Annotated in this window: 24 protein-coding genes; 10 read left to right on the forward strand and 14 right to left on the reverse strand. The window is 72.9% G+C overall.

Annotated elements, in window-relative coordinates; genetic code table 11:
• Positions 1 to 20: 20 nt before the first annotated feature.
• From JOF36_RS32585 to JOF36_RS32600, 4 genes are all read left to right on the forward strand, one after another.
• The gene (locus JOF36_RS32585) at positions 21 to 1,421 is read left to right on the forward strand and encodes a class II fumarate hydratase (RefSeq protein WP_210034468.1); all 1,401 of its coding nucleotides are present in this window, start codon (positions 21 to 23) and stop codon (positions 1,419 to 1,421) included.
• Positions 1,422 to 1,550: 129 nt separating this feature from the next.
• Positions 1,551 to 2,873 (forward strand): EAL domain-containing protein, encoded by a 1,323-nt coding sequence (locus tag JOF36_RS32590; protein WP_210034470.1) that lies wholly within the window; start codon positions 1,551 to 1,553, stop codon positions 2,871 to 2,873.
• A 4-nt stretch (positions 2,874 to 2,877) separates the two neighbouring features.
• Positions 2,878 to 4,410: an ATP-dependent DNA ligase gene (locus tag JOF36_RS32595; RefSeq protein ID WP_210034472.1), complete on the forward strand. Its 1,533-nt coding sequence runs from the start codon at positions 2,878 to 2,880 to the stop codon at positions 4,408 to 4,410.
• 41 nt (positions 4,411 to 4,451) lie between these two features.
• Positions 4,452 to 5,900 (forward strand): GuaB1 family IMP dehydrogenase-related protein, encoded by a 1,449-nt coding sequence (locus JOF36_RS32600; protein ID WP_210034473.1) that lies wholly within the window; start codon positions 4,452 to 4,454, stop codon positions 5,898 to 5,900.
• Between the two features lie 12 nt (positions 5,901 to 5,912).
• Here the strand turns inward: JOF36_RS32600 and JOF36_RS32605 are convergent, their stop codons facing one another.
• The 3 genes from JOF36_RS32605 to JOF36_RS32615 all read right to left on the reverse strand — a co-directional run bounded on the left by JOF36_RS32605 (position 5,913) and on the right by JOF36_RS32615 (position 9,449).
• Positions 5,913 to 6,335, reverse strand: a complete 423-nt coding sequence (locus JOF36_RS32605; protein WP_210034475.1) for a nuclear transport factor 2 family protein — start codon at positions 6,333 to 6,335, stop codon at positions 5,913 to 5,915.
• Between the two features lie 114 nt (positions 6,336 to 6,449).
• Entirely contained in the window at positions 6,450 to 7,730 is a 1,281-nt protein-coding gene (gene phoH2 / locus JOF36_RS32610; RefSeq protein WP_210036401.1) for an RNA 5'-3' helicase PhoH2, read from the reverse strand.
• A gap of 462 nt (positions 7,731 to 8,192) precedes the next feature.
• The gene (locus tag JOF36_RS32615) at positions 8,193 to 9,449 is read right to left on the reverse strand and encodes a DUF885 domain-containing protein (protein ID WP_210034476.1); all 1,257 of its coding nucleotides are present in this window, start codon (positions 9,447 to 9,449) and stop codon (positions 8,193 to 8,195) included.
• Positions 9,450 to 9,766: 317 nt separating this feature from the next.
• On the opposite strand from JOF36_RS32615, the gene JOF36_RS32620 reads away from it, so the two are divergent.
• Both JOF36_RS32620 and JOF36_RS32625 read left to right on the forward strand, forming a co-directional pair.
• Entirely contained in the window at positions 9,767 to 10,156 is a 390-nt protein-coding gene (locus tag JOF36_RS32620) for a hypothetical protein (protein WP_210034477.1), read from the forward strand.
• 944 nt (positions 10,157 to 11,100) lie between these two features.
• Positions 11,101 to 11,526, forward strand: coding sequence for a hypothetical protein (locus tag JOF36_RS32625; RefSeq protein ID WP_210034479.1), 426 nt, complete (start codon positions 11,101 to 11,103; stop codon positions 11,524 to 11,526).
• Between the two features lie 132 nt (positions 11,527 to 11,658).
• Here the strand turns inward: JOF36_RS32625 and JOF36_RS32630 are convergent, their stop codons facing one another.
• Positions 11,659 to 12,429: an isoprenyl transferase gene (locus tag JOF36_RS32630; RefSeq protein ID WP_210034481.1), complete on the reverse strand. Its 771-nt coding sequence runs from the start codon at positions 12,427 to 12,429 to the stop codon at positions 11,659 to 11,661.
• A gap of 164 nt (positions 12,430 to 12,593) precedes the next feature.
• Here JOF36_RS32630 and trhA point away from each other — a divergent pair, with 164 nt between their 5' ends.
• A complete protein-coding gene (gene trhA / locus JOF36_RS32635) occupies positions 12,594 to 13,220 on the forward strand; it encodes a PAQR family membrane homeostasis protein TrhA (RefSeq protein WP_210036402.1) in 627 nt (208 codons plus the stop codon).
• A 14-nt stretch (positions 13,221 to 13,234) separates the two neighbouring features.
• Here the strand turns inward: trhA and abmR are convergent, their stop codons facing one another.
• From abmR to mca, 4 genes are all read right to left on the reverse strand, one after another.
• On the reverse strand, positions 13,235 to 13,804 hold the full coding sequence (gene abmR, locus JOF36_RS32640; protein ID WP_210034483.1) for an ATP-binding transcription factor AbmR: 570 nt from the start codon (positions 13,802 to 13,804) through the stop codon (positions 13,235 to 13,237).
• Positions 13,805 to 13,849: 45 nt separating this feature from the next.
• On the reverse strand, positions 13,850 to 15,865 hold the full coding sequence (locus JOF36_RS32645; protein ID WP_210034486.1) for a thioredoxin domain-containing protein: 2,016 nt from the start codon (positions 15,863 to 15,865) through the stop codon (positions 13,850 to 13,852).
• 24 nt (positions 15,866 to 15,889) lie between these two features.
• Positions 15,890 to 16,159 (reverse strand): hypothetical protein, encoded by a 270-nt coding sequence (locus JOF36_RS32650; RefSeq protein ID WP_210034488.1) that lies wholly within the window; start codon positions 16,157 to 16,159, stop codon positions 15,890 to 15,892.
• 77 nt (positions 16,160 to 16,236) lie between these two features.
• Positions 16,237 to 17,175, reverse strand: a complete 939-nt coding sequence (gene mca / locus JOF36_RS32655) for a mycothiol conjugate amidase Mca (RefSeq protein ID WP_210034490.1) — start codon at positions 17,173 to 17,175, stop codon at positions 16,237 to 16,239.
• 487 nt (positions 17,176 to 17,662) lie between these two features.
• Between mca and greA the strand changes: the two genes are divergently transcribed.
• Positions 17,663 to 18,151 (forward strand): transcription elongation factor GreA, encoded by a 489-nt coding sequence (gene greA / locus JOF36_RS32660; protein WP_210036403.1) that lies wholly within the window; start codon positions 17,663 to 17,665, stop codon positions 18,149 to 18,151.
• 83 nt (positions 18,152 to 18,234) lie between these two features.
• Here the strand turns inward: greA and ilvA are convergent, their stop codons facing one another.
• Positions 18,235 to 19,473, reverse strand: coding sequence for a threonine ammonia-lyase (gene ilvA, locus JOF36_RS32665; protein ID WP_210034492.1), 1,239 nt, complete (start codon positions 19,471 to 19,473; stop codon positions 18,235 to 18,237).
• Between the two features lie 95 nt (positions 19,474 to 19,568).
• Here ilvA and JOF36_RS32670 point away from each other — a divergent pair, with 95 nt between their 5' ends.
• Positions 19,569 to 19,793, forward strand: a complete 225-nt coding sequence (locus tag JOF36_RS32670) for a hypothetical protein (RefSeq protein WP_210034494.1) — start codon at positions 19,569 to 19,571, stop codon at positions 19,791 to 19,793.
• A gap of 21 nt (positions 19,794 to 19,814) precedes the next feature.
• Here JOF36_RS32670 and JOF36_RS32675 read toward each other — a convergent pair whose 3' ends face one another.
• The 3 genes from JOF36_RS32675 to JOF36_RS32685 form a co-directional block, all read right to left on the reverse strand.
• Positions 19,815 to 20,960, reverse strand: coding sequence for a cystathionine gamma-synthase (locus tag JOF36_RS32675; protein WP_210034496.1), 1,146 nt, complete (start codon positions 20,958 to 20,960; stop codon positions 19,815 to 19,817).
• 64 nt (positions 20,961 to 21,024) lie between these two features.
• Positions 21,025 to 22,392 (reverse strand): cystathionine beta-synthase, encoded by a 1,368-nt coding sequence (locus JOF36_RS32680; RefSeq protein WP_210034497.1) that lies wholly within the window; start codon positions 22,390 to 22,392, stop codon positions 21,025 to 21,027.
• Between the two features lie 20 nt (positions 22,393 to 22,412).
• A complete protein-coding gene (locus JOF36_RS32685; protein WP_210034498.1) occupies positions 22,413 to 22,874 on the reverse strand; it encodes a pyridoxamine 5'-phosphate oxidase family protein in 462 nt (153 codons plus the stop codon).
• Between the two features lie 111 nt (positions 22,875 to 22,985).
• Here JOF36_RS32685 and JOF36_RS32690 point away from each other — a divergent pair, with 111 nt between their 5' ends.
• Positions 22,986 to 24,206, forward strand: a complete 1,221-nt coding sequence (locus JOF36_RS32690) for an acetyl-CoA C-acetyltransferase (RefSeq protein ID WP_210034499.1) — start codon at positions 22,986 to 22,988, stop codon at positions 24,204 to 24,206.
• A 29-nt stretch (positions 24,207 to 24,235) separates the two neighbouring features.
• Here JOF36_RS32690 and JOF36_RS32695 read toward each other — a convergent pair whose 3' ends face one another.
• Entirely contained in the window at positions 24,236 to 24,685 is a 450-nt protein-coding gene (locus JOF36_RS32695) for a hypothetical protein (RefSeq protein WP_210034500.1), read from the reverse strand.
• 127 nt (positions 24,686 to 24,812) lie between these two features.
• Positions 24,813 to 25,625, reverse strand: a complete 813-nt coding sequence (locus JOF36_RS32700; RefSeq protein WP_210034501.1) for a Bax inhibitor-1/YccA family protein — start codon at positions 25,623 to 25,625, stop codon at positions 24,813 to 24,815.
• Between the last annotated feature and the right edge of the window lie 41 nt (positions 25,626 to 25,666).

The following is a 25,666-nucleotide window of genomic DNA, read 5'->3' on the forward strand; positions in this document are numbered from 1 at the left end:
GGAGGAGCAGGATCGATCCCATGAGCGAGGACTACCGCATCGAGCACGACACGATGGGCGAGGTCCGGGTGCCGGCCGACGCGCTGTGGCGGGCCCAGACCCAGCGTGCCGTGGAGAACTTCCCGATCTCCGGCCGCGGCCTGGAACGCGCCCAGATCCGCGCACTCGGCCTGGTCAAGGCGGCCGCCGCCCGGGTGAACGGCGAGCTGGGTGTGCTCGACGACGACACGGCCGCGGCCATCGCGGCCGCGGCCGACGAGGTGGCCGCCGGCCGGCACGACGACCACTTCCCGGTCGACGTCTTCCAGACCGGCTCGGGCACGTCGTCGAACATGAACGCCAACGAGGTGATCGCCACCCTGGCGGTCCGCGCCGGCACCGAGGTGCACCCGAACGACCACGTCAACGCCTCGCAGTCGTCCAACGACGTCTTCCCCACCAGCATCCACCTGGCCGCGACCGAGGCACTCGCCACCGACGTCGTCCCGGCGCTGGAGCACCTCGAGGCGGCGTTGCGCCGGCGTGCGGACGAGTGGTCGGAGGTCGTGAAGGCCGGCCGCACGCACCTGATGGACGCCGTCCCGATCACCCTCGGGCAGGAGGCGGGCGGCTGGGCCAGCCAGGCCGGTTACGGCGCCGACCGGGTCCGCGACGCGCTTCCCCGGCTCGCGGTCCTGCCCATCGGCGGGACCGCGGTCGGGACCGGGCTGAACGCGCCGGCCGGGTTCGGCGGCGGCGTCGTCGCGAGGCTGCGCGAGGCCACCGGGCTGGAGCAGCTCGCCGAGGCCACCGACCACATCGAGGCCCAGGGTTCCCGGGACGGCCTGGTGGAGGCGTCCGGTGCGCTGCGCACCGTGGCCGTCTCGCTCTACAAGATCGCCAACGACCTGCGGTGGCTGTCGTCGGGCCCGCGCACCGGGCTCGCCGAGATCCACCTGCCGGACCTGCAGCCGGGTAGCTCGATCATGCCGGGCAAGGTCAACCCGGTGATCTGCGAGGCCACGATGATGGTCTGCGCGCAGGTCATGGGCAACGACGCCACCGTCGGCTTCTCCGGCAGCCAGGGGAACCTGGAGCTCAACGTGATGATGCCGGTCATGGCGCGCAACGTGCTGGAGTCGGCGCGGCTGCTCGCGAACGCGTCCCGGCTGCTCGCCGACAAGGTCGTCGACGGGATGGAGGCCGACCTGGAGCGGACCCGGGAGTACGCCGAGTCCTCGCCCTCGATCGTCACGCCGCTCAACTCGAAGATCGGTTACGAGGAGGCCGCCGCGGTGGCCAAGCAGGCGCTGAAGGAGCGGAGGACCATCCGCGAGGTCGTGCTGGAGCGCGGGCACGTGGCGTCCGGGACGCTCACCGAGGAGGAGCTGGACCGGGCACTGGACGTGCTGGCGATGACCCGCGGGGAGAAGCGCTCGTAGCGGATCGCGACCGGTCAGTCGCGCCGGGTCAGTCCATCCGCTGTTCACCTCGTGGTCCCCGTACGGTCCACATGGGCGTGACACGGTGTGGTCGATTGTCGATCAACGCCACTCGGACGGACCTGTCGCATGACGGATGAGCGCTTCGCGTACGAGCCCGTGCACGACCTGCGCAGCGGCCGCTTCGCCGGGGTCGAGGTCGTGCCACGGCGCCACCACGACGCCGTCGCCGCGCAGGCCCGGGACCGTGGCTGGAGCGCCCGGCAGATCGCCGAGCTCGACGCGAGCACCGCCGTCTCGGCCGTCGCGTCGGCCCGTGCCGGGTCGGGGGCCGCGCCGGTGCAGGTCGACGTCGCCGCGGACACCGTGCTGTACGCGCGGGACCGCCTGCGCCCGATGCTCGACGGGACCGCGGTCGCGCCGATGCTGGAGATCGGTCCCCCGATCGCGGCCGCCGCGGCCGCCGAGTACCTGGTCCCCGCCCTGGCGGAGCTGCGCCGCTGGGGTTTCCGGATCGGGCTCGACGGTGCCGGCCGCGGGTTCGGCCCGGACGTGGTCGCCGCGGTCCGGCCGGACGTGGTGAAGCTGGAACCGGAGCTGTCCGACGGCGTGCTGGACGCCGGGGCCGGCGCCGTCGTCCGGGCCGTGCTGGAGGTCTCGCGCGTGGTCGGCGCCCCGGTGGCCGCCACCGGCGTGCGGGATCCGGGCCGCCTGGTCGGCCTGTACACGTGCGGGGTGGTGTTCGCGCAGGGGCCGTTGCTCGGCGGGGCGCGGCCGGTGCCCGGACCGAGCCCCGCGACGGGGCCCGAGCTGCTGGCCCTGCTCCGCGCGACGCCGGTCGCCCACGCCCCGGCGCGGACCCCGGCCGGCCCCGGGCCGGGTGGTGCGACCGCACCCGCCGCCGCGAACCCGGCCGGGCCGCCGGTGTCCGGGCCGCCGGTCCGCGGGCTCGCCACGCCCACGGTGACGCTGCCCGAGGACGCCACGGGTGGCACCGCCCGCGAGATCCTGCGCGAGCACCCGGACTCGGCCGGTGTCGTGCTCGTCGACCCCGCCCACCGCCCGGTCGGCTACCTGGACCGGAGCCGCTTCCTGCTGAACATGACCGGGAGGTTCGGGCACGCGCTCTGGGCGGACAAGCCGGCGCGGTCGCTGGCCGACCCGCCGCGGACGGTCGACGAGCGCACCCCGCTCGCCCGGGCGCTCGAGCTGAGCCTGTCCGGCGATCCGGCCCGTGGGTACGACGACCTGGTCGTCGTCGCGGCGGACGGGACCTGCCGCGGGGTGGTCGCCGTCGCGGAGCTGTGGCGGCGGGCGATCCTGCCCGGCGGCCCCGGAACGGGCGGGCGGCCGGTGGTGGTCGACGGGGCCCCGCGAGGCCGGCCCGTCGCCCCGCACGGACCCGGGCCTGCTCCGGCGACGCGCGACCGTCGGGGGTCGCTGCTTTCATGAGTCGGTGCTGTTCACCGACGTCGTCACCACCTCGTCCGCGGTCGGGGCGACCCGTGCGCGCAAGGAGAAGACCGCCGCACTCGCGGACCTGCTGCGTGCCGCCACACCGGGCGAGGTCGTGCCCGTGGTCGCGTGGCTGTCCGGGGTTCCCCGGCAGGGCCGGCTCGGCACCGGGTGGCGGACCCTCGCGGCCGTCGACGTCGCGCCCGCCGCGCAGCCGTCCCTGACGGTCGAGCAGGTGGACGGCCTGCTCGACGAGCTCGTCGGCACCACGGGGCAGGGCTCGGCCCGGCGCCGCCGCGACCTGCTGGACCGGCTCTACGGTGCGGCCACCGCCGACGAGCAGCGGTTCCTGCACCGGCTGCTCACCGGCGAGCTGCGCCAGGGTGCGCTCGAGGGCCTGATGGTCGACGCGGTGGCCGTCGCGTCCGGCGCCGGGCAGGCCGCCGTCCGGCGGGCGTTCATGCTCTCCGGGCAGCTCCCGGAGACCGCCGCGACCGCGCTCGGGGGCGGCGAGGAGGCGCTCGCCGCGGTCGGGCTGGAGGTCGGCCGCCCGATCCGCCCGATGCTCGCCTCCCCCGGTGACTCGCTCGACGCCGCGCTGGCCGCGCTCGGCCACGAGGTCGTCGTCGAGCACAAGCTCGACGGCGCCCGGATCCAGGTGCACCGCCGCGGTGACGACGTCCGGGTCTGGACCCGCACCCTGCGCGAGATCACCGCGGGGGTCCCCGAGCTGGTCGAGCTGGCCCGTGGGCTCGCCTGCGACACCGTGGTGCTCGACGGCGAGACCCTCGCGCTCGACGACGACGGCCGTCCCCGTCCTTTCCAGGACACGATGAGCCGGTTCGGCACCGAGGGCACCGCGGCCGGCTCGGCGCTGCTCTCCCCGTTCTTCTTCGACCTGCTGCACCTCGACGGCCGCGATCTCGTCGACGAACCTCTCCAGGTGCGCCTCGACGCGCTCGCCGGGCTGCTCGCCGCCGAGGAGCACGCACCGCTGCGGATGCCCGGTGCGCGGCGGCCGTCGGCGGACGAGGCCGCCGCGCTACTGGACGGGGCACTCGGCGCCGGGCACGAGGGCGTCGTCGTCAAGGACCTGGCGAGCACGTACGCGGCGGGGCGGCGGGGCAAGGCCTGGCAGAAGGTCAAACCGGTGCACACCCTCGATCTCGTCGTGCTCGCCGCGGAGTGGGGGTACGGCCGGCGGACCGGATCGCTGTCCAACATCCATCTCGGTGCCCGCGACCCGGACGGCGGGGAGCCGGTGATGGTCGGCAAGACGTTCAAGGGGATGACCGACGAGCTGCTGGAGTGGCAGACCAGGACGTTCCCCGAGTACGCGCGGGCGCAGGAGCCCGGCGTGGTGTACCTGCGCCCCGAGCTGGTCGTGGAGATCGCGCTCGACGGTGCGCAGCGCAGCACCCGCTACCCGGGCGGCGTCGCGCTGCGGTTCGCCCGGGTAGTGCGCTACCGGCCGGACAAGACGCCGGAGGAGGCGGACCCGCTGCCGGCGGTACGGGCGCTGCTGTCCGGCTGAACCGGCGGGAGAGCCCGGCACTGGCGTAGGATTCCGACACCGTGCGCTTCCTCGACGAACGATCGCCGGATCACGACCTCACCTACGACGATGTCTTCCTCGTTCCGCGCCGGTCCTCGGTCGCGTCCCGGTTCGACGTCGACCTCAGCACCCCGGACGGGAGCGGCGCGACCGTTCCGGTGGTGGCGGCCAACATGACCGCCGTCGCGGGCCGTCGGATGGCCGAGACGCTGGCCCGGCGCGGCGCGCTGACCGTGCTGCCGCAGGACGTCGCCACCGACGCCGTCGCCGGGATCGTGTCGTGGCTGAAGTCCCGCCACCCGGTCTGGGACACCCCGCTCGTGCTCACCCCCGGCGACGCCGTGGCCGACGCGCTGAACCTGCTGCCCAAGCGGGCGCACGACGCCGTCGTGGTCGTCGACGACGGCGGCCGCCCGGTCGGGACGGTGGACCATGCCGCCTGCACCGGCGTCGACCGGTTCACCCGGCTGGCCGAGGTTCTCGACCCGAACCCGCTGGCGCTGCCGATGGACACCGCGCCGCGGGAGGTGTTCGAGCAGCTCGACGCCCGTCGCGGCGGGACCGTCGCCCTCGGTCTCGACGGCGACGGCCGGCTCGCCGGCCTGCTCACCCCGCTCGGCGCCATCCGGGCGGGGATCTACTCGCCGGCGTTGGACGCGCAGGGCCGGCTGCGCACCGCGGCCGCGATCGGGATCAACGGCGACGTCGCGGTGAAGGCGAAGGCACTGCTCGCCGCGGGCGCCGATGTCCTCGTGGTGGACACCGCACACGGCCACCAGGAGAAGATGATCGACGCGCTGGGTGCGGTGCGCCGGGTCGTCTCGGAGACCGGCGCGCCGGTCCCGATCGCGGCGGGCAACGTCGTCACCGCCGAGGGGGTGGCCGATCTCGTCGACGCGGGCGCGGACATCGTCAAGGTCGGTGTCGGCCCGGGCGCGATGTGCACCACCCGGATGATGACCGGCGTCGGGCGACCGCAGTTCTCCGCGGTCGCCGAGTGTGCCGCCGCGGCCCGCGAGCGCGGCGCCGTGATCTGGGCGGACGGTGGCGTGCGGCACCCCCGTGACGTCGCGCTGGCCCTCGCCGCGGGCGCCGCGTCGGTGATGATCGGTTCCTGGCTGGCCGGGACCTACGAGTCCCCCGGGGACCTGCTGTGGGACGAGCAGGGCCGGGCCTACAAGGAGTCGTTCGGGATGGCCTCGAAGCGGGCGGTCAGCGCCCGCACCCGCGGCGACAACGCGTTCGACCGGGCCCGCAAGGCACTGTTCGAGGAGGGCATCTCGTCCTCGCGGCAGCGGCTCGACCCGGACCAGCCGGGCGTCGAGGACCTCCTCGACGAGATCTGCTCGGGCGTCCGGTCGGCGTGCACCTACGCCGGAGCCCGCACCCTGGACGAGCTGCACGAGCGCTCGGTCGTCGGGGTGCAGACCACCGCCGGGTTCACCGAGGGCACCCCGCACGGGTTGTAGGGCGCCGGGCGGTCAGATCCCGGCCGCCTCGCGCATCAGGTGGGTGTCCGCCACACCCTCGAACGCTGTCACCCGCCCGTCGGCGAACTCCCAGACGTGCACGGCGCGCGCGACGGCCGAGCGCCCGGTCGTGGCGTGCGTCACCTCGTAGCGGACGATCACCACCACGGTGTCGCCGCACGGCAGGAACCGTTCCGGGACGGCCGCGAACGAGCTCCACTCCGCGCCGACGCGGGCGAACACGTTCTCCATGACCTGCTGCGGCCCGACGAAGGTGCCGGCGTAGTCCGAGCCCGCCGGCTCGGTCCACCGCACGTCGTCGGCCAGCGTCGCGAGGACGGACGGGATGTCGCCGCGGGCGAACGCGTCGTAGCCGTCACGCAGCATCGTCTCCGGAGCGGTCGAGGCGTCGGTCCGGGTCTCTGAGGTCGTCATGTCGGCCGAGGGTCCTCGCGGCGGCCGGGCCGGTGCCATCGTCAGGAGCAGGTATCGCGAACACGCCGTGGCCCCCGCGCATCGGATGCGCGGGGGCCACGGGCGCCGGTCCGGTTACGAGTTCGGGCCCTCCAGCATCTCGGTGACCAGCGCGGCGATCGGCGAGCGCTCGCTGCGGGTCAGCGTCACGTGGGCGAACAGCGGGTGCCCCTTCAGCTTCTCGATGACGGCGTTGACCCCGTCGTGCCTGCCGACGCGCAGGTTGTCCCGCTGCGCGACGTCGTGCGTGAGCACGACCCGCGACGCGGCGCCGAGCCGGGACAGCACCGTGAGCAGCACGTTGCGCTCCAGCGACTGAGCCTCGTCGACGATCACGAAGGTGTCGTGCAGCGACCGCCCGCGGATGTGCGTGAGCGGCAGGACCTCGAGCATCCCGCGGGCGATGACCTCGTCGATGACGTCCTGGCTGACCAGCGCGCCGAGGGTGTCGAAGACGGCCTGCGCCCAGGGCTGCATCTTCTCGCTCTCACCGCCCGGCAGGTACCCCAGGTCCTGGCCGCCGACGGCGTAGAGCGGGCGGAAGACGACGATCTTGCGGTGCGCCTGGCGCTCCAGCACCGCCTCCAGCCCGGCGCACAACGCGAGCGCCGACTTACCGGTACCGGCGCGCCCCCCGAGGGAGACGATCCCGACCTCGTTGTCGAGCAGCAGGTCCAGCGCGATCCGCTGCTCCGCCGAGCGTCCGTGCAGCCCGAACGCCTCGCGGTCGCCCCGGACCAGCTTGACCCGCTTGTCCGCGGTGACCCGACCCAGCGCATTCGACGCCCCGACCAGTCGCACCCCGGTGTTGCAGGGGATCTCCCGGGCCGCGTCGTGGTCGAGGACGCCGTCCCGGAACAGCGTGTCCACGTCGTCGGCGGCGACCTCCAGGTCGGTCATCCCCGTCCAGCCGGAGAACAGGACGTCCTGGCCGTGGTACTCGTCGGCGTCCAGCCCGACCGCCGCCGCCTTGACCCGCAGCGGCATGTCCTTGGTGACCAGGGTGACCTCCGCCGTGGAGGCGGGGTCGGCCCTGAGGTTCAGCGCGCAGGCCAGGATCCGCGAGTCGTTCGAGTCCGTGCGGAAGCCGGCCGGAAGGACCGCGGGGTCGGAGTGGTTGAGCTCGACGTGCAGGCTTCCGCCCTTGTCGCCGACGGGGATCGGCGCGTCGAGCCGGCCGTACTTCACGCGCATCTCGTCGAGCTGGCGCAGTGCGGTCCGGGCGAACCAGCCGAGTTCGGGGTGGTGACGCTTGGCCTCCAACTCGGAGATCACGACCAGCGGCAGGACGACCTGGTGCTCGTCGAAACGGAGCAACGACCACGGGTCGGACAGCAGCACGGACGTGTCGAGCACGTAGCAACGGGTGGAACCTGCCGGTGCGTCCCCGACGGGCCCCTGCGGAAGAGCGGCGGCCTGTTCGGTGAGGGCGGGACGACGATCGGTCACGGGTACTCCCTCGCAGGCGCGGCACCACACCTGCTCTGCGTCGGGCCGGCCGGTCCTGATGCGGGACGCGACGTCGGACGACCATGGCGGTCCTCCGGCCGGCACGCCCGCGAGGGCCGGGTGCCGGCCCTCTCGGGTGCGTTTCGACACCACGTTCAGGGCCTCCCGGACGAGCCGCATCGGATACGACCCATCGATGATGACGCTACTAGTGGTCACCCTCGTGCGGTCAATAGCGACTCTCCGCCGGAGAGGTGAGAAGAACTCCGATGGAAGACTCGTAACCTGCCGTTCACCGTGTGGCGACTACCGTCCGCCGTCGGTTCGAGCTGCGGTGACACGAATGGCGGCGCGCCGTTCGTCGGTACCTCAGTACTGCGGGTGGGCGTGCGGCGTCCCGGTGAGCACTGCCGGTCCGGAACCGTTCCGGACGGTGTCGCCACCGTCCGTGACCAGATCCGCGGGGAGTACCGGGGTGTCCAGCAAGTCCCGCAGGCCCGTCACCGGCCCGCTCGGGTGGGCGGCCAGCCATGCCCGGACGAGCGGCGCCCCCTCGGCGTACGTGACGGGGTAGGCGCGCCACTGCGGGTGGTCCAGGAAACCGAGGATCCGCCGCGCCCGCTGGTCGGAGACGAGCAGCCAACGGGCCAGATACGCGGTGACCTCGTCCGGTCCGGCGCCGTCGACGTGCCGCAGCAACGCGACGTCGAGCCGGACCCGCCCGAGCAGGTCCAGCTCCGTCTCGATCCGTTCGGCGAGCCCGCCGTCGATCCGGACGCCGGCACCGGCGAGCGCCCGCTGCGCCACCGCGCCCCACCCGGGGCCCGGCAGGACGGACGCGGCCACCTCGGCCGCCCCCTCGGCGATCACCGCATGCGGCGCGTGCACGAGCCGCAGCGACAGCTCCGGATGGCGCGCCGCCGCGATCCCGGCGCGGCAGTACTGCGTGTGATGTCCCGGGTAGACCTCGTGTGCGAGCAGCGGCAGCAGCGACCCGGCCCGGACGCCGGCCGCGGTACTGATCGAGATCCGGCTGCGGAAGCCGCCGTGGTGGCGGGTGAACGCGGTCCAGGGGCGCTCGCCGACCAGCTCGACGGCGGCGTGCTCGTCGGCAGGCAGCCCCAGCTCGTCGTGCGTCCACCGGCGCAGCTCCGCGGTCACCGCGTGCACCGCCGGGCCGAGCCGGGCGGGGACGACGACGTCGGCCTCCCGGTAGGCGCGCATCCGCTCCGCCACCGGTCCGCGGCCGGGCAGCAGCGCGCCGAGCCTGCGGTGGACCTCGCGGTACCGGTCGGGATCGGGCCGGCTCGGGGTCACCCCGAACATCGCCCGGACCTGCTCGAGGTAGCCGATGCGCTCTCCTGCCAGCAGCCGTGCCTGACAGTCGAGCGCAGCCACTATGGCTTCGAGGTAGTGCCGGCGGACGCGGGGCAGGCCGGACGCGGCGGCCTCCCGGCCGAGCCGCTCGGCGTCCGCGACCAGGTCGCGGGGGTCCGGCCGGGCCTCGTTCCCTACCCGGTGCGCGAGGCCCGGATCCGGGGCCGGGCCGTCCAGGACACCGGGGCGGAGGCGATCCAGGCGCAGCGCGAGCTCGGTCGTCGCACGCAACAGCCGGGCCAGGGGCACCACCGGAGCGTAGGCGCGACAGAAGTCGAACGACGGCCCCTGCGCCGGGGTATGCGTCCGTTCGGACGCATTGCCTCACGGTGCGTCACCATGTTCGATCTCTGCGCCGCGCCGGGACCGCTCGGAGAATGCCTGATCCGGGGAGTATCCGAACAGAAAGTAATAAGGTCCCCCGATAGGGTTGCGGAATTTGTGGCCGGGGAATGCGAGCGAGTAGATTGTTGCTCAGTCGGTACGGGCTCCCCCCACTTTGTCAGCGTGCCGGCAGGCGTGAGACCGACTTCGGGCGGACTCAGAGACTCAACTGGAGAAGAACTGTGCTGAAGAAGGCTGGACTCGTCGTTGCGGCTTCCGCTGCGTCCCTGCTCGCCGTCAGCCCGCTCGCCTTCGCCGGCGACCACGGCGACGACCACGGCAAGGGCGGCCACCACCACGGTGCCGAGAACGTCATCGACAAGGACGCCAAGGGCCTTGTCTCCGGGCTGAACGGCAACAACGTCAACGTGCCGATCCAGGCCTGCAACAACAACATCCCGGTCAACGTGCTGGGCGTGCAGGTCCCGGTCGAGGACGCCTCGGCCCTCAACGGCCTCACCGGCGCCCTGGGTGTCCTGGGCGACGCCAAGGCGAAGTCGGGCGACTCGGTCACCGACCAGTCCGACAACTGCGCGCAGGAGTCGGGCGCCGGGGACTCGATCGAGGACTGATCTCGGTCGAATCACCGAAAATGCCCCGGAGCGGTTCGCTCCGGGGCATTTTTGCGTTTCCGGTCGGTCACTCGACCGGCTGACGAACCCCTGGAAGTTTCACGACAGGTGAGCGCGGGGGCGCTCTTTCCCCAGCTCCTCACCCAGCCGGATGACCGGCCTCGCGACGGCATTCCACGATGCCCGACCGTCGAACACGGTGAGTGACCACTCCACGCTCCCAGCTCGCCCCCAGCCCCAGCCCCAGCCCTCGGCCCCGGCCCCGGCCCCGGCCCCGGCGCGAGCTCGCAGGGTTTGTTCACACCTCGCAAACGCTGCAGACGCTGCGAGACCGCGAAGAGGTCTGCGACGTCGGCCGGATGAGGCGGATCGGTGCGGCGCAGACCGGGCCGGGGCACACGCCGGGCCGGGACCGGGTCGGCGCCGGCCGGATCGCGTCGGCGCCGGCCGGGCAGGTCCACCGCCCCACATCGCAGGGCTCGCTCGAAGCTCGCAGACCCTGCCGACGCTGTGAGACCCCAGGGAGGTCTGCGACGTCAGGCCGGGCACCTGCCCCGTGCCCCACCTCGCAGGGGTCACTCGTCGCAGGAGGTCTGCGACGTCGGGCCGGACGGGGGGCGGGGCGAACGGAGGCGGGCGGGGCGCCGCGTGATCCCGCGGGTGCGCAGTGTGAAGTCGCTGCGCCGATCGGGTGCATCGCGCTGGGCCGGGTCGCCCCTTCGCGACACGCCCGGGCGCCGGGGCAGGTCCAGCCCACAAATCCCCAGGTACACGAATGGATCGACCTCCGACTCGAAAAAATACGCAGGGTCAGATTGTCGGCCCGGAAAGCCTCCGATAGATTGACGCGCAGTCGATGCGGGCTCCCCGGTTCGAGCGTCGACAGGTACCGAGAGTGCGCACGGAGATTCGAGCGTGCTCTCTGACTCGACAGGAGACGGACTGTGCTGAAGAAGGCTGGAATCGTTGTGGCGGCCGGCGCCGCGTCGCTCGTCGCGATGAGCCCGCTGGCGTTCGCCGGCGAGGGCGACTCGTACAAGGCGCACGAGAGCTTCAACCCGTCCGAGACGACCGGTAGCTACAACGAGAACCACGAGAAGACCGAGGGCGTCGCCCAGAAGAACAGCTCGGGTCTGGTCAACCTGTCCAACAACAACCTGAACGTGTCCCCGCAGGTCTGCGGCACGGCGTTCAACGGCAACAGCCTCATCCAGGGCGCGCTGGGTGGCCTCATGTCCGAGGCCGAGAACAAGTCCGGCGTCGAGTCGGACAACAGCGTCGACTGCACCAACGCCGCCGAGAACGGCGACCAGGTCGACATCGACACCGAGGACGGCGAGCACCAGGGCGGCGGCAAGGGCCACAAGTAAGTAGCCCGCGCCTCGCGCATCCGAAGGCCCCGGGGGTTCGCCCCCGGGGCCTTCACCTTTCTCCGGCGCTTAATCCCTCCGGTGAAAACGCCTTAACGAGCGAGCGCGCCGAAGGTTACGGGCGAATTCGGATCAGCCGCCGAAACGGCGATGCCGAGCGGCGAAGTCACGCAACGCGCGCAGGAAATCGACCCGGCGGAACTCCGGCCAGTAGGCCTCGCAGAACCAGAACTCCGAATGGGCCGACTGCCAGAGCAGGAAGCCCGACAGCCGCTGCTCCCCGCTGGTCCTGATGACGAGGTCCGGGTCCGGCTGCCCGGACGTGTAGAGGTGCTCCGCGATGTGGTCGACGTCGAGGGTCTCGGCGAGCTCCTCGATCGTCCGACCGGCCTCGGCCTGGGTCAGCAGCATCTTCCGCACCGCGTCGGCGATCTCCTGCCGCCCGCCGTAGCCGACGGCGACGTTCAGCTGCAGCCCGCCGCGGTCGCTGGTTCGCGCCACCGCTGCCGTCAGCCGCTCGGCGAGCGATCCGGGCAGCAGCTCCATCGCGCCGACCACCCGCAGCCGCCACGGGGTGTCGGGGCCGGACAGGTCGTCCACCACCCCGGCGATGATCTCCAGCAGGTCCTTGAGCTCGTCCGGAGATCGGGTGCCGAGGTTGTCGGTGGACAGCAGGAACACCGTCACCACCTCGACACCGGCCTCGGAGCACCAGCCGAGCATCTCGGCGATCTTCGCCGCGCCGGCGCGGTGCCCCTCCGCCGGGTCGGCCAAGCCCGCCTCACGCGCCCAGCGGCGGTTGCCGTCGAGGATCAGCGCCACGTGCTTGGGGCTCTCGGCTCCGACGAGCTGGCGCAGGATCCTGCGTTCGTACACCGTGTAGAGCAGGTCTCGGACGGCCACGACCCCGGAGCCTAGTGCCCCGCCCGGGAACGCCCGGCACGGAACTCCACTGCCGGGCCGGCGTGTGGCGTACCTCCGCCCGACGGGACGTCCACCGCCACACGACGTAACGTCGGGACGTGTACCCGGCGAGCACCACGTCCCCTGCTCCGGTCAAGCCCCGGATGCGCGGCTGGCTGCACCTGTGGAGCCTGGTCGCCTCCGTCTTCGCCTGCGCGACGCTGATCAGCCTCGCCGGCGCGCTGGTCGGCGCGGCCGCAGCGACCGCGACCGCGGTCTACACGCTCACCACGTTCGGCCTGTTCGGGGTCAGCGCGCTCTACCACCGGCGCACCTGGTCCGACCCCGCCCGGCGACGCCTGATGAAGCGGCTCGACCACTCGATGATCTTCCTGTTCATCGCGGGCACCTACACACCGGTGTCGGTGCTGGCGCTGCCCTCCGGCACCGCGACGTGGGTACTCGCCGTGGTCTGGGGCGGGGCGCTGGCCGGGGTGGCGCTGAAGCTCGCCTGGCCGACCGCCCCGGCATGGGTCGGGGTCCCGATCTACATCGCCCTCGGCTGGGTGGCGGTGTTCGTCCTGCCCGGCCTGCTCCGGGGCGGTGGCGTCGCCGCGCTCGTCCTGCTGCTCGTCGGCGGGGCGCTCTACACCGCGGGCGCCGTCGTGTACGCGCTGCGCCGACCGGACCCGTGGCCCGCGACCTTCGGGTACCACGAGCTCTTCCACGCGGCGACGGTCCTGGCCTGGGCCTGCCACCACGTGGCAATCTGGCTGGTGCTGCTGCGCTGACGTAGCTGCGACGATCAGCTCGCGGGGCCCCTGGCCCGCAGGTCGTCCACCCGTTCCATCGCCGAGCGCAGCTCGGCCAGCCACTCGTCGGCATGCTGCCCGACGAGCCGGACCGACCAGCTCAGCGCGTCCGACCGCGACCGGGCCACCCCGGCGTCGACCAGCGTGTCCAGCACGATCCGCTCCGGTTGCCGCAACCGCGTCATCACCGGGACCGACGCCGTGGTGAAGAGCTCGCGGGTCCCGCCGAGGCGCGCGCCCCAGGCCACCTTGCGCCGGTAGCGGGCCTCGGCCTGGCGGGCGATCCGGATCCGCTGCTCCCGGGTCTCCTCCCGGAACCGGGCGATCCGGCCGGCCTCGGCGGCAGCGGTGTCGGCCGCGTCGCCCTCGGCGCCGGTGTCCGAACGCCCGTCCTCCAGGGCCGGCAGCTCCCCCACGACGACGATCTCGTCCCGGTCGCAGGTGACCTCCGGTGCCCCGGCGAACCAGCCGTCCGGCAGCCGCCCGGAGAACCACGCCGCCGCGTCGTCCGCAGGCGGTACGTCCCCCTGCTGCCTGCCGCCCCGTCCTCGTCCTGTGTTCATCGCGCACCTCCGCAATCGATGATTACAGGATTACACAGTTACACCTCACCGCGCGAGTAGTTCCGAGAGGTCATCCGAGCTGGTCACCGGGACGTCGCAGACGACACCGCGGCAGACATAGGCGGCCGGCGCACCGTCGACCGTGCCGCGCCCGGCGAGCAACGGGACACCCTCGGCATCCGGATTCCCCGCGACGACCACCGCGCCGCCCGGAGCGTCCCGCCGAGCCCGTCGGGTCAGCGGCCCACCGCCCGGCTCCCCCACCACCGCGACCTGCAACGGACCGGCGACCAGCGCCTCGGCCGCGGTCAGCCAGTGCCCGAGGAACCGCGGCGCACGCGGCACCAGCGTGCCGACCGTCCGCAGTGCCTGCTCCGCGGCGTCCCGGTAGCGCGCCGACCGCTCCGGCGGTGCCAGGACGGAGGCCGTCACCAGCGCGTCGGCCAGCGAGGACGACCCGCACGGGTAGGCGTTGTCGGTCAGCTCCCGGGGCCGGTGCGGCAACAGGGCCGCGTCGGCGGCGTCCGCGGCGGTGTCGGTGTAGGCGCCGGGCCGGTCCGGGGCGGCGAACCGCTCGAGCGTGGTGTCCAGCAGGTCGAGCGCGGACGCCAGCCGCGCCGGGCTGCCGGTGACCTGGTGCAGCGCGAGCAGACCGGCCACGAGCAGCGCATGGTCGGTGAGGACGGCGTCGGCGTCCCCGGCCACGCCGTTGCGCGACGAGCGGCGCAGCCGGCCGTCGACGACGTGCACGTCCAGCAACAGGTCCGCGATCTCACCGGCCGCGCGCACCCAGTCCGCCCGCCCCGCCGCGGATCCCGCCTCGGCCAGCGCGACGACGGCGAGCGCGTTCCACTCCGTCACCACCTTGTCGTCGCGGGCCGGTTGCGGCCGGGTGTCGCGCGCCGCGAGCAGCGTGGCGCGGACCCGCTCCCACCAGGCGGCGTCGTCCGGGTCGCGCGGCAGTTGCAGCGTCGAGGTGCCGTACTCGAACGTGCCGGTGTCGGTGACCTGCAGCAGGGCGGCGGCGCGGTCGCCGTCCTCGGCGCCGAGGATCTCGCGCAGTTGACGAGGCGTCCAGACGTAGGTGAGTCCCTCGACCCCGTCGGTGTCCGCGTCGAGCGCGGACGCCAGACCGCCCTCGGGGGTGCGCAGGTCGCGGAGCAGGAACTCCGCGGTGGATCGCGCGATCCGCTCGCCGAGCGCCGATCCGCGCCGCCCCAGGTGCGCGTACGCCCGCAACAGCAGCGTGTTGTCGTAGAGCATCTTCTCGAAGTGCGGCACCACCCAGCCCTCGTCGACCGCGTAGCGGGCGAAGCCGCCGGCGAGCTGGTCGTGCATCCCGCCTCGGGCCATCGCCTCGCAGGTGCCGGTGACCAGCCGCAACGCCTGCTCCGAACCGGTCCGCTCGTGGTGGCGGAGCAGGAACTCGCACACCATCGACGGCGGGAACTTCGGGGCGTCGCCGAACCCGCCGTGCAACCTGTCGTACTGCGCGGCCAGCTCCTCGACGGCGTCGTCGAGCGTCTGTTCGCCGACCGCGACGGGTTCGGGATCGGCGCCGGCCTGCTCGGCCAGCTGCTCGGCGATCCGGCCGGCCGCGAACCGGACGCGGTCGCCGTCGGACGACCAGGCGGCGGAGACGGCGTCGACCAGTTGCCGGAACGACGGCAGACCGTGCCGCGGCTCGGGCGGGAAGTAGGTACCGCAGTGGAACGGCTCGCCGTCCGGGGTGAGGAAGCACGTCATCGGCCAACCGCCCTGCCCGGTGAGGGCCTGGGTGGCGGCCATGTGGACGGCGTCGACGTCCGGACGTTCCTCCCGGTCGACCTTGATCGCGACGAACCCGCGGTTGACGACGGCGGCGACGCCGGGATCGGAGAACGACTCGTGCGCCATCACGTGGCACCAGTGGCAGGCCGCGTAGCCGATCGAGAGCAGGACCGGGATGTCCCGGCGACGGGCCTCGGCGAACGCCTCGGCCGACCAGGGGTACCAGTCGATGGGGTTGTCGGCGTGCTGGAGCAGGTACGGGCTGGTGGCCGCGACGAGCCGATTCGGCATGCGCGCAAGCCTGACAGACCCGGATCAGGAGCTGCGCGGCTCCTTGTCGATCTCGGCCTCGGCCTTCTCCGCCGGTTCCGGGTCCGGCTCGAACGACTCGGGCAACCGGGTCAGCCGCTTGCTCATGTTCCGGATCAGGAAGGCCGTCGCGAGCATCAGCACCAGCACGATCGCGAGCCCGGCCGGTGCGGCGTTACCCCATTCGGGCAGCTGCCCCGGCGGCGGCGGACGGTCCTGCATGGGGACGAGCAAACCCGTCGCAACGTCCCACACCGTCACCGTGTCGACCAGCACCGCCGAACGCCTCCGAACTCGCCCCTCATACCCTTGCGGGCCACCCGGGGCGGCCCGGTCCCCAGGCTACTCGCGTGTCATCCGGCCCTGCGCTGCTCCCCGTGCTGCTCCTCGGCGCGTTCGAACGGGATGCCCGAGAACAGGTCGGACTCCGGTGTCGTGGTCTCGACCAGCGAGTGCACCAGCTCGTAGTCCTCGGTCGGCCACACCCGGGCCTGCACCTCCAGCGGGGTGAAGAAGAACCGGCTGGTGGGGTCGATCTGGGTGGCGTGTGCGCGCAGCGCGTCGTCGCGGCGGGAGAACCAGTCCGAGCACGGCACCTGCGTCGTGACCCGGGTGCCCGGGTCGGGCCGGTCGGCCGTCCAGTTCGCCAGCCACTCGCCGTACGGCGACTCCTCCCCCGCATCCAGGAAGGCATGGTGGAACGCCTCGAGGCGCCCCTTGGAGAAGCCGTGGCCGTAGTAGAGCTTCAGCGGCTGCCACGGCGGCCCCGCCCACGGGAAGCGGGCCGGGTCGCCCGCGGCCTCCCACGCCGCCATCGAGATGACGTGCGTCCGGATGTGGTCCGGGTGCGGGTACCCGCCGTTCTCGTCGTAGGTGACGATCACGTGCGGCCGGAACTCACGGATCACCGCGACCAGCTTCGCGGTCTGCTCCTCGACGTCGCCGAGGGCGAAGCAGCCCTCGGGCAGCGGCGGTTTCGGGTCGCCCTCGGGCAGTCCGGAGTCGACGAACCCGAGCCAGATGTGCTGCACGCCGAGGATCCGGGCGGCCTCGGCCATCTCCGCCCGCCGCACGTCCGTCAGGTTCTCCAGCACGTCCGGCCGCTCCATCGCCGGGTTGAGGATGCTGCCGCGTTCGCCGCCGGTACAGGTCACGACGACGACGTCGTGCCCCTCGTCGACGTACCGGGCCGCGGTGGCCGCACCCTTCGACGACTCGTCGTCCGGGTGCGCGTGCACCGCCATCAGCCGCGGACGCTCTCCCGGGGCGAGAACGGGTTCGGTGTGTCTCATCTGGTCGGGTTCCTCCACGGTCACCAGGCTCGGATCTCCCGCACGCCGGGTGGACCGGGTCGCGCGGGCAGCGAGAGCGTGCTCGGGAGCGATCCTGGCAGAGGGGACCGACAGCGATCGCCCCGAGCGCGGGGCTCCGCGGTCTGCAACACCGGCGGTCGCGTCCGTGTTCCCGGCGCCGGCCGGCCGTGCCGGACGGACCGCGGCGAGCGGTTCACTTCACATCGACAGGGCTTCCTCTGTGCCGGAACCAGCGGGCTCACCTGCGATAACGGGGGTTCCGGGAACCATCGACACCCCTGGTCCGTTCACCGAACGGCTGCGATGAGCGGCGCGCACCGTGCTAGGATTGCTCCCACACGGCCCGCCAGCGGGTCGTGTTTTTCCTTACTCGGGGCGTGCCGTCCAGAACCGCCACCCCCGTGCGCCCGCCGGCGCCAGGCGTTCGGCGGCGACACGCCCTGTTTTCCTGGAGGAGTTGATGACGGTGACGGATACCCAGGCCACCTGGCTGACCCAGGACGCCTACGACCGGCTGAAGTCCGAGCTGGACGGGTTGATCGCGAACCGACCCGTCATCGCCGCCGAGATCAACGCCCGCCGCGAGGAGGGCGATCTGAAGGAGAACGGCGGCTACCACGCGGCCCGCGAGGAGCAGGGCCAGCAGGAGGCCCGGATCCGCCAGCTGCAGGAGCTGCTGCGCACCGCCCAGGTCGGCACCACGCCGACCAGCGTGAACGAGGCCTCCCCCGGCACGGTCCTCACGGTCAAGTACGAGGACGACGAGGACACCGAGCGGGTCCTGCTCGGCTCCCGCGAGGAGGGCAGCCACGGCGACCTCCAGGTGATCTCGCCGAACTCCCCGCTCGGCGCGGCGCTGCTCGGTGCGAAGCCGGGTGACACCCGCGAGTACCAGCTGCCCGACGGGGGCAGCATGAAGGTCAGCCTCGTCGAGGTCGAGGCCTTCACCGGCTGATCCGGCGCACGACCCGACACGGGGCCCGGCCGGCAGGCCGGGCCCCGTTCGTCGTGCGGTGACGGTCGGGTGCGGCGTTCGGCTCAGGAGGGTGTGGAGACCGCGTGCCCGGAGTCGCGGAGTCCCGCGACGATCGTGTCGCGGTGTTCCGGGCCACGGGTCTCCAGGCTGAGCTCCACGTCGACCTCCCCCACCGACAGCGCCCCGCTGATCCGCGAGTGCGCGACATCGGTGACGTTGGCACCGAGCGTCCCGACCCGGGACAGCAGTTCGGCCAGCGCGCCGGGCCGGTCCGCGATCTGCACGTGCAGGGTCAGGTACCGCGACGACGCGACGAGCCCGTGCCGGATGACCTGCAGCAGCACCAGCGGGTCGACGTTGCCGCCGGAGAGCACGGCGACGATCGGTCCCGGGAACCGGCCGGGGTGTTCCAGCAGCGCCGCCACGGCGGCCGCGCCTGCCGGTTCGACGACCAGCTTCGCCCGTTCCAGGCAGTGCACCAGTGCCCCGGACAGGGCGTCCTCGCCGACCGTGACGAACTCGTCGACCAGGCCGGCCACCTGCGGATAGGTGACGTACCCCGGCCGCCCGACGGCGATGCCGTCGGCCATCGTCCGCATCGCGCCCAGTGCCAGCGGCTGCCCCGCGGCCAGCGACGACGGCCACGCCGCCGCCGCGGCCGCCTGCACACCGACGATCCGGACACCGGGCCGCCGCTCGCGCAGCACCGCGGCGATCCCGCCGAGCAGCCCGCCCCCGCCCGCCGGGACGAGCACGGTGCCGACGTCCGGGACCTGCTCGACGATCTCGCATCCGACCGTGCCCTGACCTGCGATGATGTCCGGGTGGTCGAACGGGTGCACGAGCACCGCGCCCGAGCGCTGGGCCGCTGCGGTGGCCGCCTCGACGGCCTCGTCGACCGTCCGCCCGGTCAGGACGACCTCGGCGCCGTAGCCGCGGGTGGCGTCCACCTTGGGCAGCGCGGCCCGTTCCGGCATGAAGACGGTGGCCCGCACGCCGAGGAGCCGGGCTGCCAGGGCGACACCCTGCGCGTGGTTGCCCGCGGACGCGGCGGCGACCCCGCCCTCGCGCTCGGCGGCGGTGAGCCGGGCGATCCTGGTGTACGCGCCGCGGATCTTGAACGAGCCGGTGCGCTGGAGGTTCTCGCACTTGAGCCGGACCGGGACGCCGATCAGGTCGGAGAGCGCACGGGCGCCGGCCACCGGAGTGGACCGGACCACCCCGTTCAGCAGCTCACGGGCGGCGTAGACGTCGGCTGAGGTCACCGGTGGGGTGACCGGTGCGTCCGGTGAGGCGACCATCCGGGCAGTCTTCCATCCACGCCGGTAACCTCACCGGTATCTCACCGGACGTGATCCCCCAGTAGCCGCGCGTCCGGTGTCGGGAGGGACTGCGAATGACCCGGCTGCGCACCACCGCGCCCCTGCTGCTGGCCGCCGGACTGGCGGCCCTGGCCGTGACGACCGTGCGCGATGCAGGCTGCGACGACCCGGGTCACTACGACCTGCGCGCCGACGGGACCTGGTCGCTGGTGGGCGGCTGCGTCGACCCGGGCGATCTCGTCGTCCCGCCGCCCACCGTCACCGATCCGGTGCCGCCCACGGAGCAGTCGCGCAGCTGACGCCCCGCCTCCGGACGGAGGTCAGCGCACGGCGTCGAGGGCGGTGCGCAGGTCGTCGATCAGGTCGTCGGCGTCCTCGATGCCGACCGAGAGGCGCACCAGGTTGTTCGGCACCTCCAGCATCGACCCCGCGGTGGACGCGTGCGTCATCTGGCCGGGGTGCTCGATCAGCGACTCGACGCCACCGAGCGACTCGGCGAGCGTGAACAGCTTCGTCTCCGCACAGACCCGCAGTGCCGCGTCCTGCCCGCCGGCGGTCAGGAACGACACCATCCCGCCGAAGCGCCGCATCTGCTTGGCCGCGACCTCGTGGCCGAGGTGGCCGGGCAGCCCCGGGTAGAGGACTGCCGAGACGGCCGGATGCGCGATGAGCAGCTCCACGAGCCGCTCGGCGTTGTCGCAGTGCCGCTCCATCCGGACGGCCAGGGTCTTCGCCCCGCGCAGCGTGAGCCACGCGTCGAACGGGCCGGGCACCGAGCCGACCGAGTTCTGGGTGAACAGAGCGCGCTCGGCGAGCTCGTCGTCATTCGTGATCAACGCGCCGCCGACGACGTCGGAGTGCCCGCCGACGTACTTGGTCGTCGAGTGCACGACGACGTCGGCACCCAGCGCCAGCGGGGTCTGCAGGTACGGCGAGGCGAACGTGTTGTCGACGACGAGCCGGGCCCCGGCCTCGCCCGCGATCGCGGCCAGCCCGGCGATGTCGGCGACGCCGAGCAGCGGGTTGGTCGGGGTTTCCGACCAGATCACCTTCGTGGTGGGACGCAGCGCGGCGCGCAGCGCGTCGAGGTCCCCCAGGTCGACCGGGGTGTACTCGACGCCGAAGCCGGACAGCACCTTGTCCACGAGGCGGAAGGTGCCGCCGTAGGCGTCGTGCGGGATGACGAGGTGGTCACCGGGCTTGAGCAGGATCCGCAGCAGCGTGTCGGTCGCGCCCATACCCGAGCCGAACGCGACCGCGTGCCGGCCGCCCTCGAGGGCGGCCAGGCACTCCTGCAGTGCGGTCCGGGTCGGGTTGGCGCTGCGCGAGTACTCGTACCCCCCGCGGGTGCCACCGACACCGTCCTGGGCGTAGGTGGAACTCGTATGGATCGACGTGGTGACGGCACCGGTCGTCGGATCCGGTTCCTGACCGGCGTGGATGGCACGCGTGGAGAAGCCCTGCATGTGCGCCGAGGCTACGCCGGTCCCCCGGAGTGCACGCCCTCGGCCGTACCGGGGACCGCGCCGATCAGCCGTTACCCATGAACGCGATGACGTCGGAACGGGTGACGACGCCGGCCGGTTTGCCGTCCACCAGCACCAGTGCGCCGTCGGCCTTGGCGAAGGCCTTCATCGCGTCCTGCAGCGACTCGCCCGCGCCGAGGGTCGGCAGCGGCGGGGACATGTGGTCCTCCAGCCGGTCCGCGAGCTGGGCCCGGCCGGTGAACAACGCGTCCAGCAGGTCGCGCTCGACCACCGCGCCGGCCACCTCGGCGGCCATCACCGGCGGCTCGGCCTTGACGACCGGCATCTGCGAGACACCGAACTCGCGCAGGTAGAGCGCCGCGTCGGCGACGGTCTCGTTCGGGTGCGCGTGCACGAGGGCGGGGATCGACCCGTCCTTGCGGCGCAGCACGTCGCCGATGGTGGCGCCCTCCGACGGCGGCAGGAACCCGTAGCTGGCCATCCAGGCGTCGTTGAAGACCTTGCCGAGGTAGCCGCGGCCGCCGTCGGGCAGCAGGACGACGACCACCGCGTCCGCCGGGAGCGTCGCGGCGACCCGCAGCGCGGCCACCGCCGCCATCCCGCAGGAGCCGCCGGTGAGCAGCGCCTCCTCCCGGGCGAGCCTGCGGGTCATGAAGAACGAGTCCGCGTCGGAGACGGCGACGATCTCGTCACACACGCCCTCGTCGTAGGTGCTCGGCCAGAAGTCCTCGCCGACCCCCTCGACCAGGTACGGACGCCCGGTGCCGCCGGAGTAGACCGAGCCCTCCGGGTCCGCGCCGATGATCTTCACGGCACCGCCGGAGACCTCCTTGAGGTAGCGCCCGATGCCCGAGATCGTGCCGCCGGTGCCGATGCCCGCGACGAAGTGGGTGATCTTCCCGTCGGTCTGCTCCCAGATCTCCGGGCCGGTGGAGTGGTAGTGCGACTCGGGGTTGGCCGGGTTGGCGTACTGGTTGGGCTTCCAGGCGCCCTCGATCTCCTCGACGAGCCGGTCGGAGGTCTTGTAGTAGGAGTCCGGGTGTTCCGGGTCGACCGCGGTCGGGCACACGACGACCTCGGCGCCGTAGGCCTGGAGCACGTTGCGCTTGTCCTCCCCGACCTTGTCCGGGCAGACGAACACGCAGCGGTAGCCCTTGCGCTGGGCGACCATCGCGAGCCCGACACCGGTGTTCCCGGAGGTCGGCTCGACGATCGTCCCGCCCGGCCTCAGCTCCCCGGACTCCTCGGCGGCCTCGATCATCCGCAGGGCGATCCGGTCCTTCACCGAGCCGCCCGGGTTCAGGTACTCGACCTTCGCGAGGACCGGCGGCGCGATCCCCTCCGCCACCGGCCCCAGCCGGACGAGGGGGGTGTTCCCGACCAGGTCGACGACATGCTCGACATAGCGCATGGGCGCATCCTCGCACCTCCTCACTCCCGCTCCACCGACCGCAACCCCGACGAGGGTGTCCACCAGCGCACGACGAGCCGGTTGCGGGCGTCGTTCAGCCCCACCCAGGCCACCTCGGTGAGGTCGACCCGGAACCCGTCGCCGGCGACCGGGCCGGAGAGGGGCCCGTTCCACACCGCCCGGCCGGACACCTTCAGGTCGCCCTCCCCCAGGTCCCCGCCGGACTGGTCGGCGGGTGCGGCGTGCAGCGCGAACCGCGGGTCCCGGCGCAGGTCGGCGCCCTTGCGGGCGCCCGGCATCGAGCCGAACGCGAGCTGGGTGCCCACCCCCGAGCCATCGAACACCACCTCGATGCCGGAGACCCGCGGCGATCCGTCGGCGCGCAGTGTCGCGATCACCAGTGCGACACCGCGCTGCAGGATCCGCTCGGCCAGGCCGGCGAACTCGGGTTCAGCACTGCGGAACTCTCCCCACGACGTCATGGACGGGAGCATGCCCGGTACCCCTGACAGGTTCGTCACGTCCGGACGGGACGCCCGGTTACCGCTGCGTAGTGTCCGCCGGAAACACATCCTGCGAAGAGGAGGACGACGATGCCCGAAGCCGTGATCGTCGCCGCGGCCCGGTCCCCGATCGGCCGCGCGAACAAGGGGTCCCTGGCCGGGATGCGCCCGGACGACCTGACCGTGCAGATGGTGCGCGCCGCACTCGACCAGGTGCCGGCGCTCGATCCGGGCGAGATCGACGACCTGATGCTGGGCTGCGGCCTGCCGGGCGGCGAGCAGGGCAACAACATGGCCCGCATCGTCGCCGTCGCGCTGGGGTACGACTCGCTGCCCGGCGCCACGATCACCCGGTACTGCTCCTCGTCGCTGCAGACCACCCGGATGGCGCTGCACGCGATCAAGGCCGGTGAGGGCGACGTGTTCGTGTCGGCCGGGGTGGAGACGGTGTCCCGGTTCGCGTACGGCACCTCGGACTCGTGGCCGGACACGCACAACCCGCTGTTCGCCGGCGCCGAGGCCCGCACGCAGGAGACCGCGGAGCAGGCCTCCGAGACCTGGACCGACCCCCGCGAACAGGGCCTGCTGCCCGACGCCTACATCGCGATGGGGCAGACCGCGGAGAACCTGGCCCGGCACTCCGGCGTCTCCCGGGAGGAGATGGACCGGTTCGCGGTGCAGTCGCAGAACCGTGCCGAGAAGGCGATCGCGGACGGCTTCTACGAGCGGGAGATCACTCCGGTGACGCTGCCGGACGGCACGACCGTCCGCACCGACGACGGGCCCCGCCCGGGGACGACGTACGAGAAGCTCTCCGAGCTCAAGCCGGTGTTCCGGCCGGACGGGCGGATCACCGCGGGCAACGCCTGCCCGCTCAACGACGGCGCCGCCGCCCTGGTGGTCATGTCCGACACGAAGGCCGAGCAGCTCGGCATCACCCCGCTGGCCCGCGTCGTCTCCACCGGGGTCACCGGTCTCTCGCCGGAGATCATGGGCTACGGCCCGGTCGAGGCGTCGAAGCAGGCGCTGGGCCGCGCCGGGCTGTCGATCGACGACATCGACCTGGTCGAGATCAACGAGGCGTTCGCCGCCCAGGTCCTGCCCAGCGCCCGCGACCTGGGCATCGACGAGGCGAAGCTGAACGTGCACGGTGGCGCCATCGCACTCGGTCACCCGTTCGGCATGACCGGCGCCCGGATCACCACGACGCTGCTCAACGGACTGCGCTCCACCGGCGGCCGCTACGGCCTGGAGACCATGTGCGTCGGTGGTGGGCAGGGCATGGCGATGGTGCTCGAGCGGCTGTCCTGAGCGATTCCCGCCGCACCCGGGCCGCGCGGTCACGCGACGGCCGGCCCGGGTGGGTCGATCCGCACCCCGGTGACCTCCAGGTCGGCCTCGGTGCGCAGCCGGGCGAGATCGCGGCCGGCGTCGAGTGCCCCGGCGGTGCCGCCGTGCTCGACCCACGGTCGTAGCGCCGGGTCGTCGACACCGACGGCCCGGCAGGTGGCGAGCAGCACGTCGTCGTAGGCGGCGAGCAGCGCGAGCCGGCGGACCCGGGTGGGCGGCGGGTCGCGGCGCTCCCGGTCGAGCCGGCGCAGGTCCGCGAGAAGGCGTTCCAGGGGCGGCCCGGCCGGCGCGGGCGGCGGAGGTCTGCGCCGGCGGCGTACCTCGCCGACCCGGTGGACGATCGTGGGCATCCGCAACAGCAGCCACAGCAGCACCGCGGGACCGAACGAGACCGCCAGGAAGACGGCGACCCCGGTGGCGACCGGGTCGTTCCCGGACACACCGGACACGGTACGACGGACCACTCGCAACGGCACCCGCCCACGGCCGCCCGTGGGCGGCGCCGGAGCGGCTCCGGACACGACGACGCCGCGGACACCCGTCGGGCGTCCGCGGCGTCGGGGCGTGTCAGTTGTTCTGGAAGTAGCTCAGCAGGCGCAGGATCTCGATGTAGAGCCAGACCAGGGTGGTCATCAGGCCGAACGCGATGTACCAGGAGTACTTCTCCGGCACCCCGGCCCGGACCGCGTTGTCGGCGGCGTCGAAGTCCATCAGCAGGCTGAAGGCCGCCACGCCGATCACGACGAGGCTGAAGATGATGGCCAGCGGGCCACCGTCACGCAGGCCGAGGCCGCCTTCGACGAAGAAGCTCCCGACCAGGTTGGCGACCATCAGGACGAGGACGCCGATCATCGCGCCCATGATCCACTTGGTGAACCGCGGGGTGACCTTGACCGCACCGGTCTTGTAGACGACGAGCATCCCGAAGAACACACCGGCGGTGCCGATCACGGCCTGCAACGCGATGCCCGGGTAGAGGTTGTTGAACCCGATGGAGATGCCACCGAGCGCAACACCCATCGCCGCCGAGTAGGTCAGCGTGAGCGGCGCGCTGGGCTTCTGCTTGAAGATGACGATCAGCGCGACGACGATGCCGACGATGAACGCCGGCAGGGCCAGGATGGCCATGCCCGACATCAGCGTCAGCACACCCGCGACGAGCGCGAGACCCGCGCTGATCGCCGTCTTCTGGACGATGTCGTCGATCGTGATCGGGCGGCCGACCTCCTGCGAGGCCTGGCTCGGGTCGACATGGGACGTCTGCGCGCCCGCGTAGGCGGCGCCTCCGCCCATCATGCCGCCACCTGAGCGGTCGAACGTGGCGTGGCCGCCCTGCTGGGTGGGCAGGTTGCGGAACGCCGGGTTGCTCGTGGAGCGCACCTGGATCCTCCTCGACGGACGTGTACGGGAACCGCCTGCGG

The organism is Pseudonocardia parietis (genome assembly GCF_017876315.1).
Lineage (GTDB): Bacteria > Actinomycetota > Actinomycetes > Mycobacteriales > Pseudonocardiaceae > Pseudonocardia > Pseudonocardia parietis.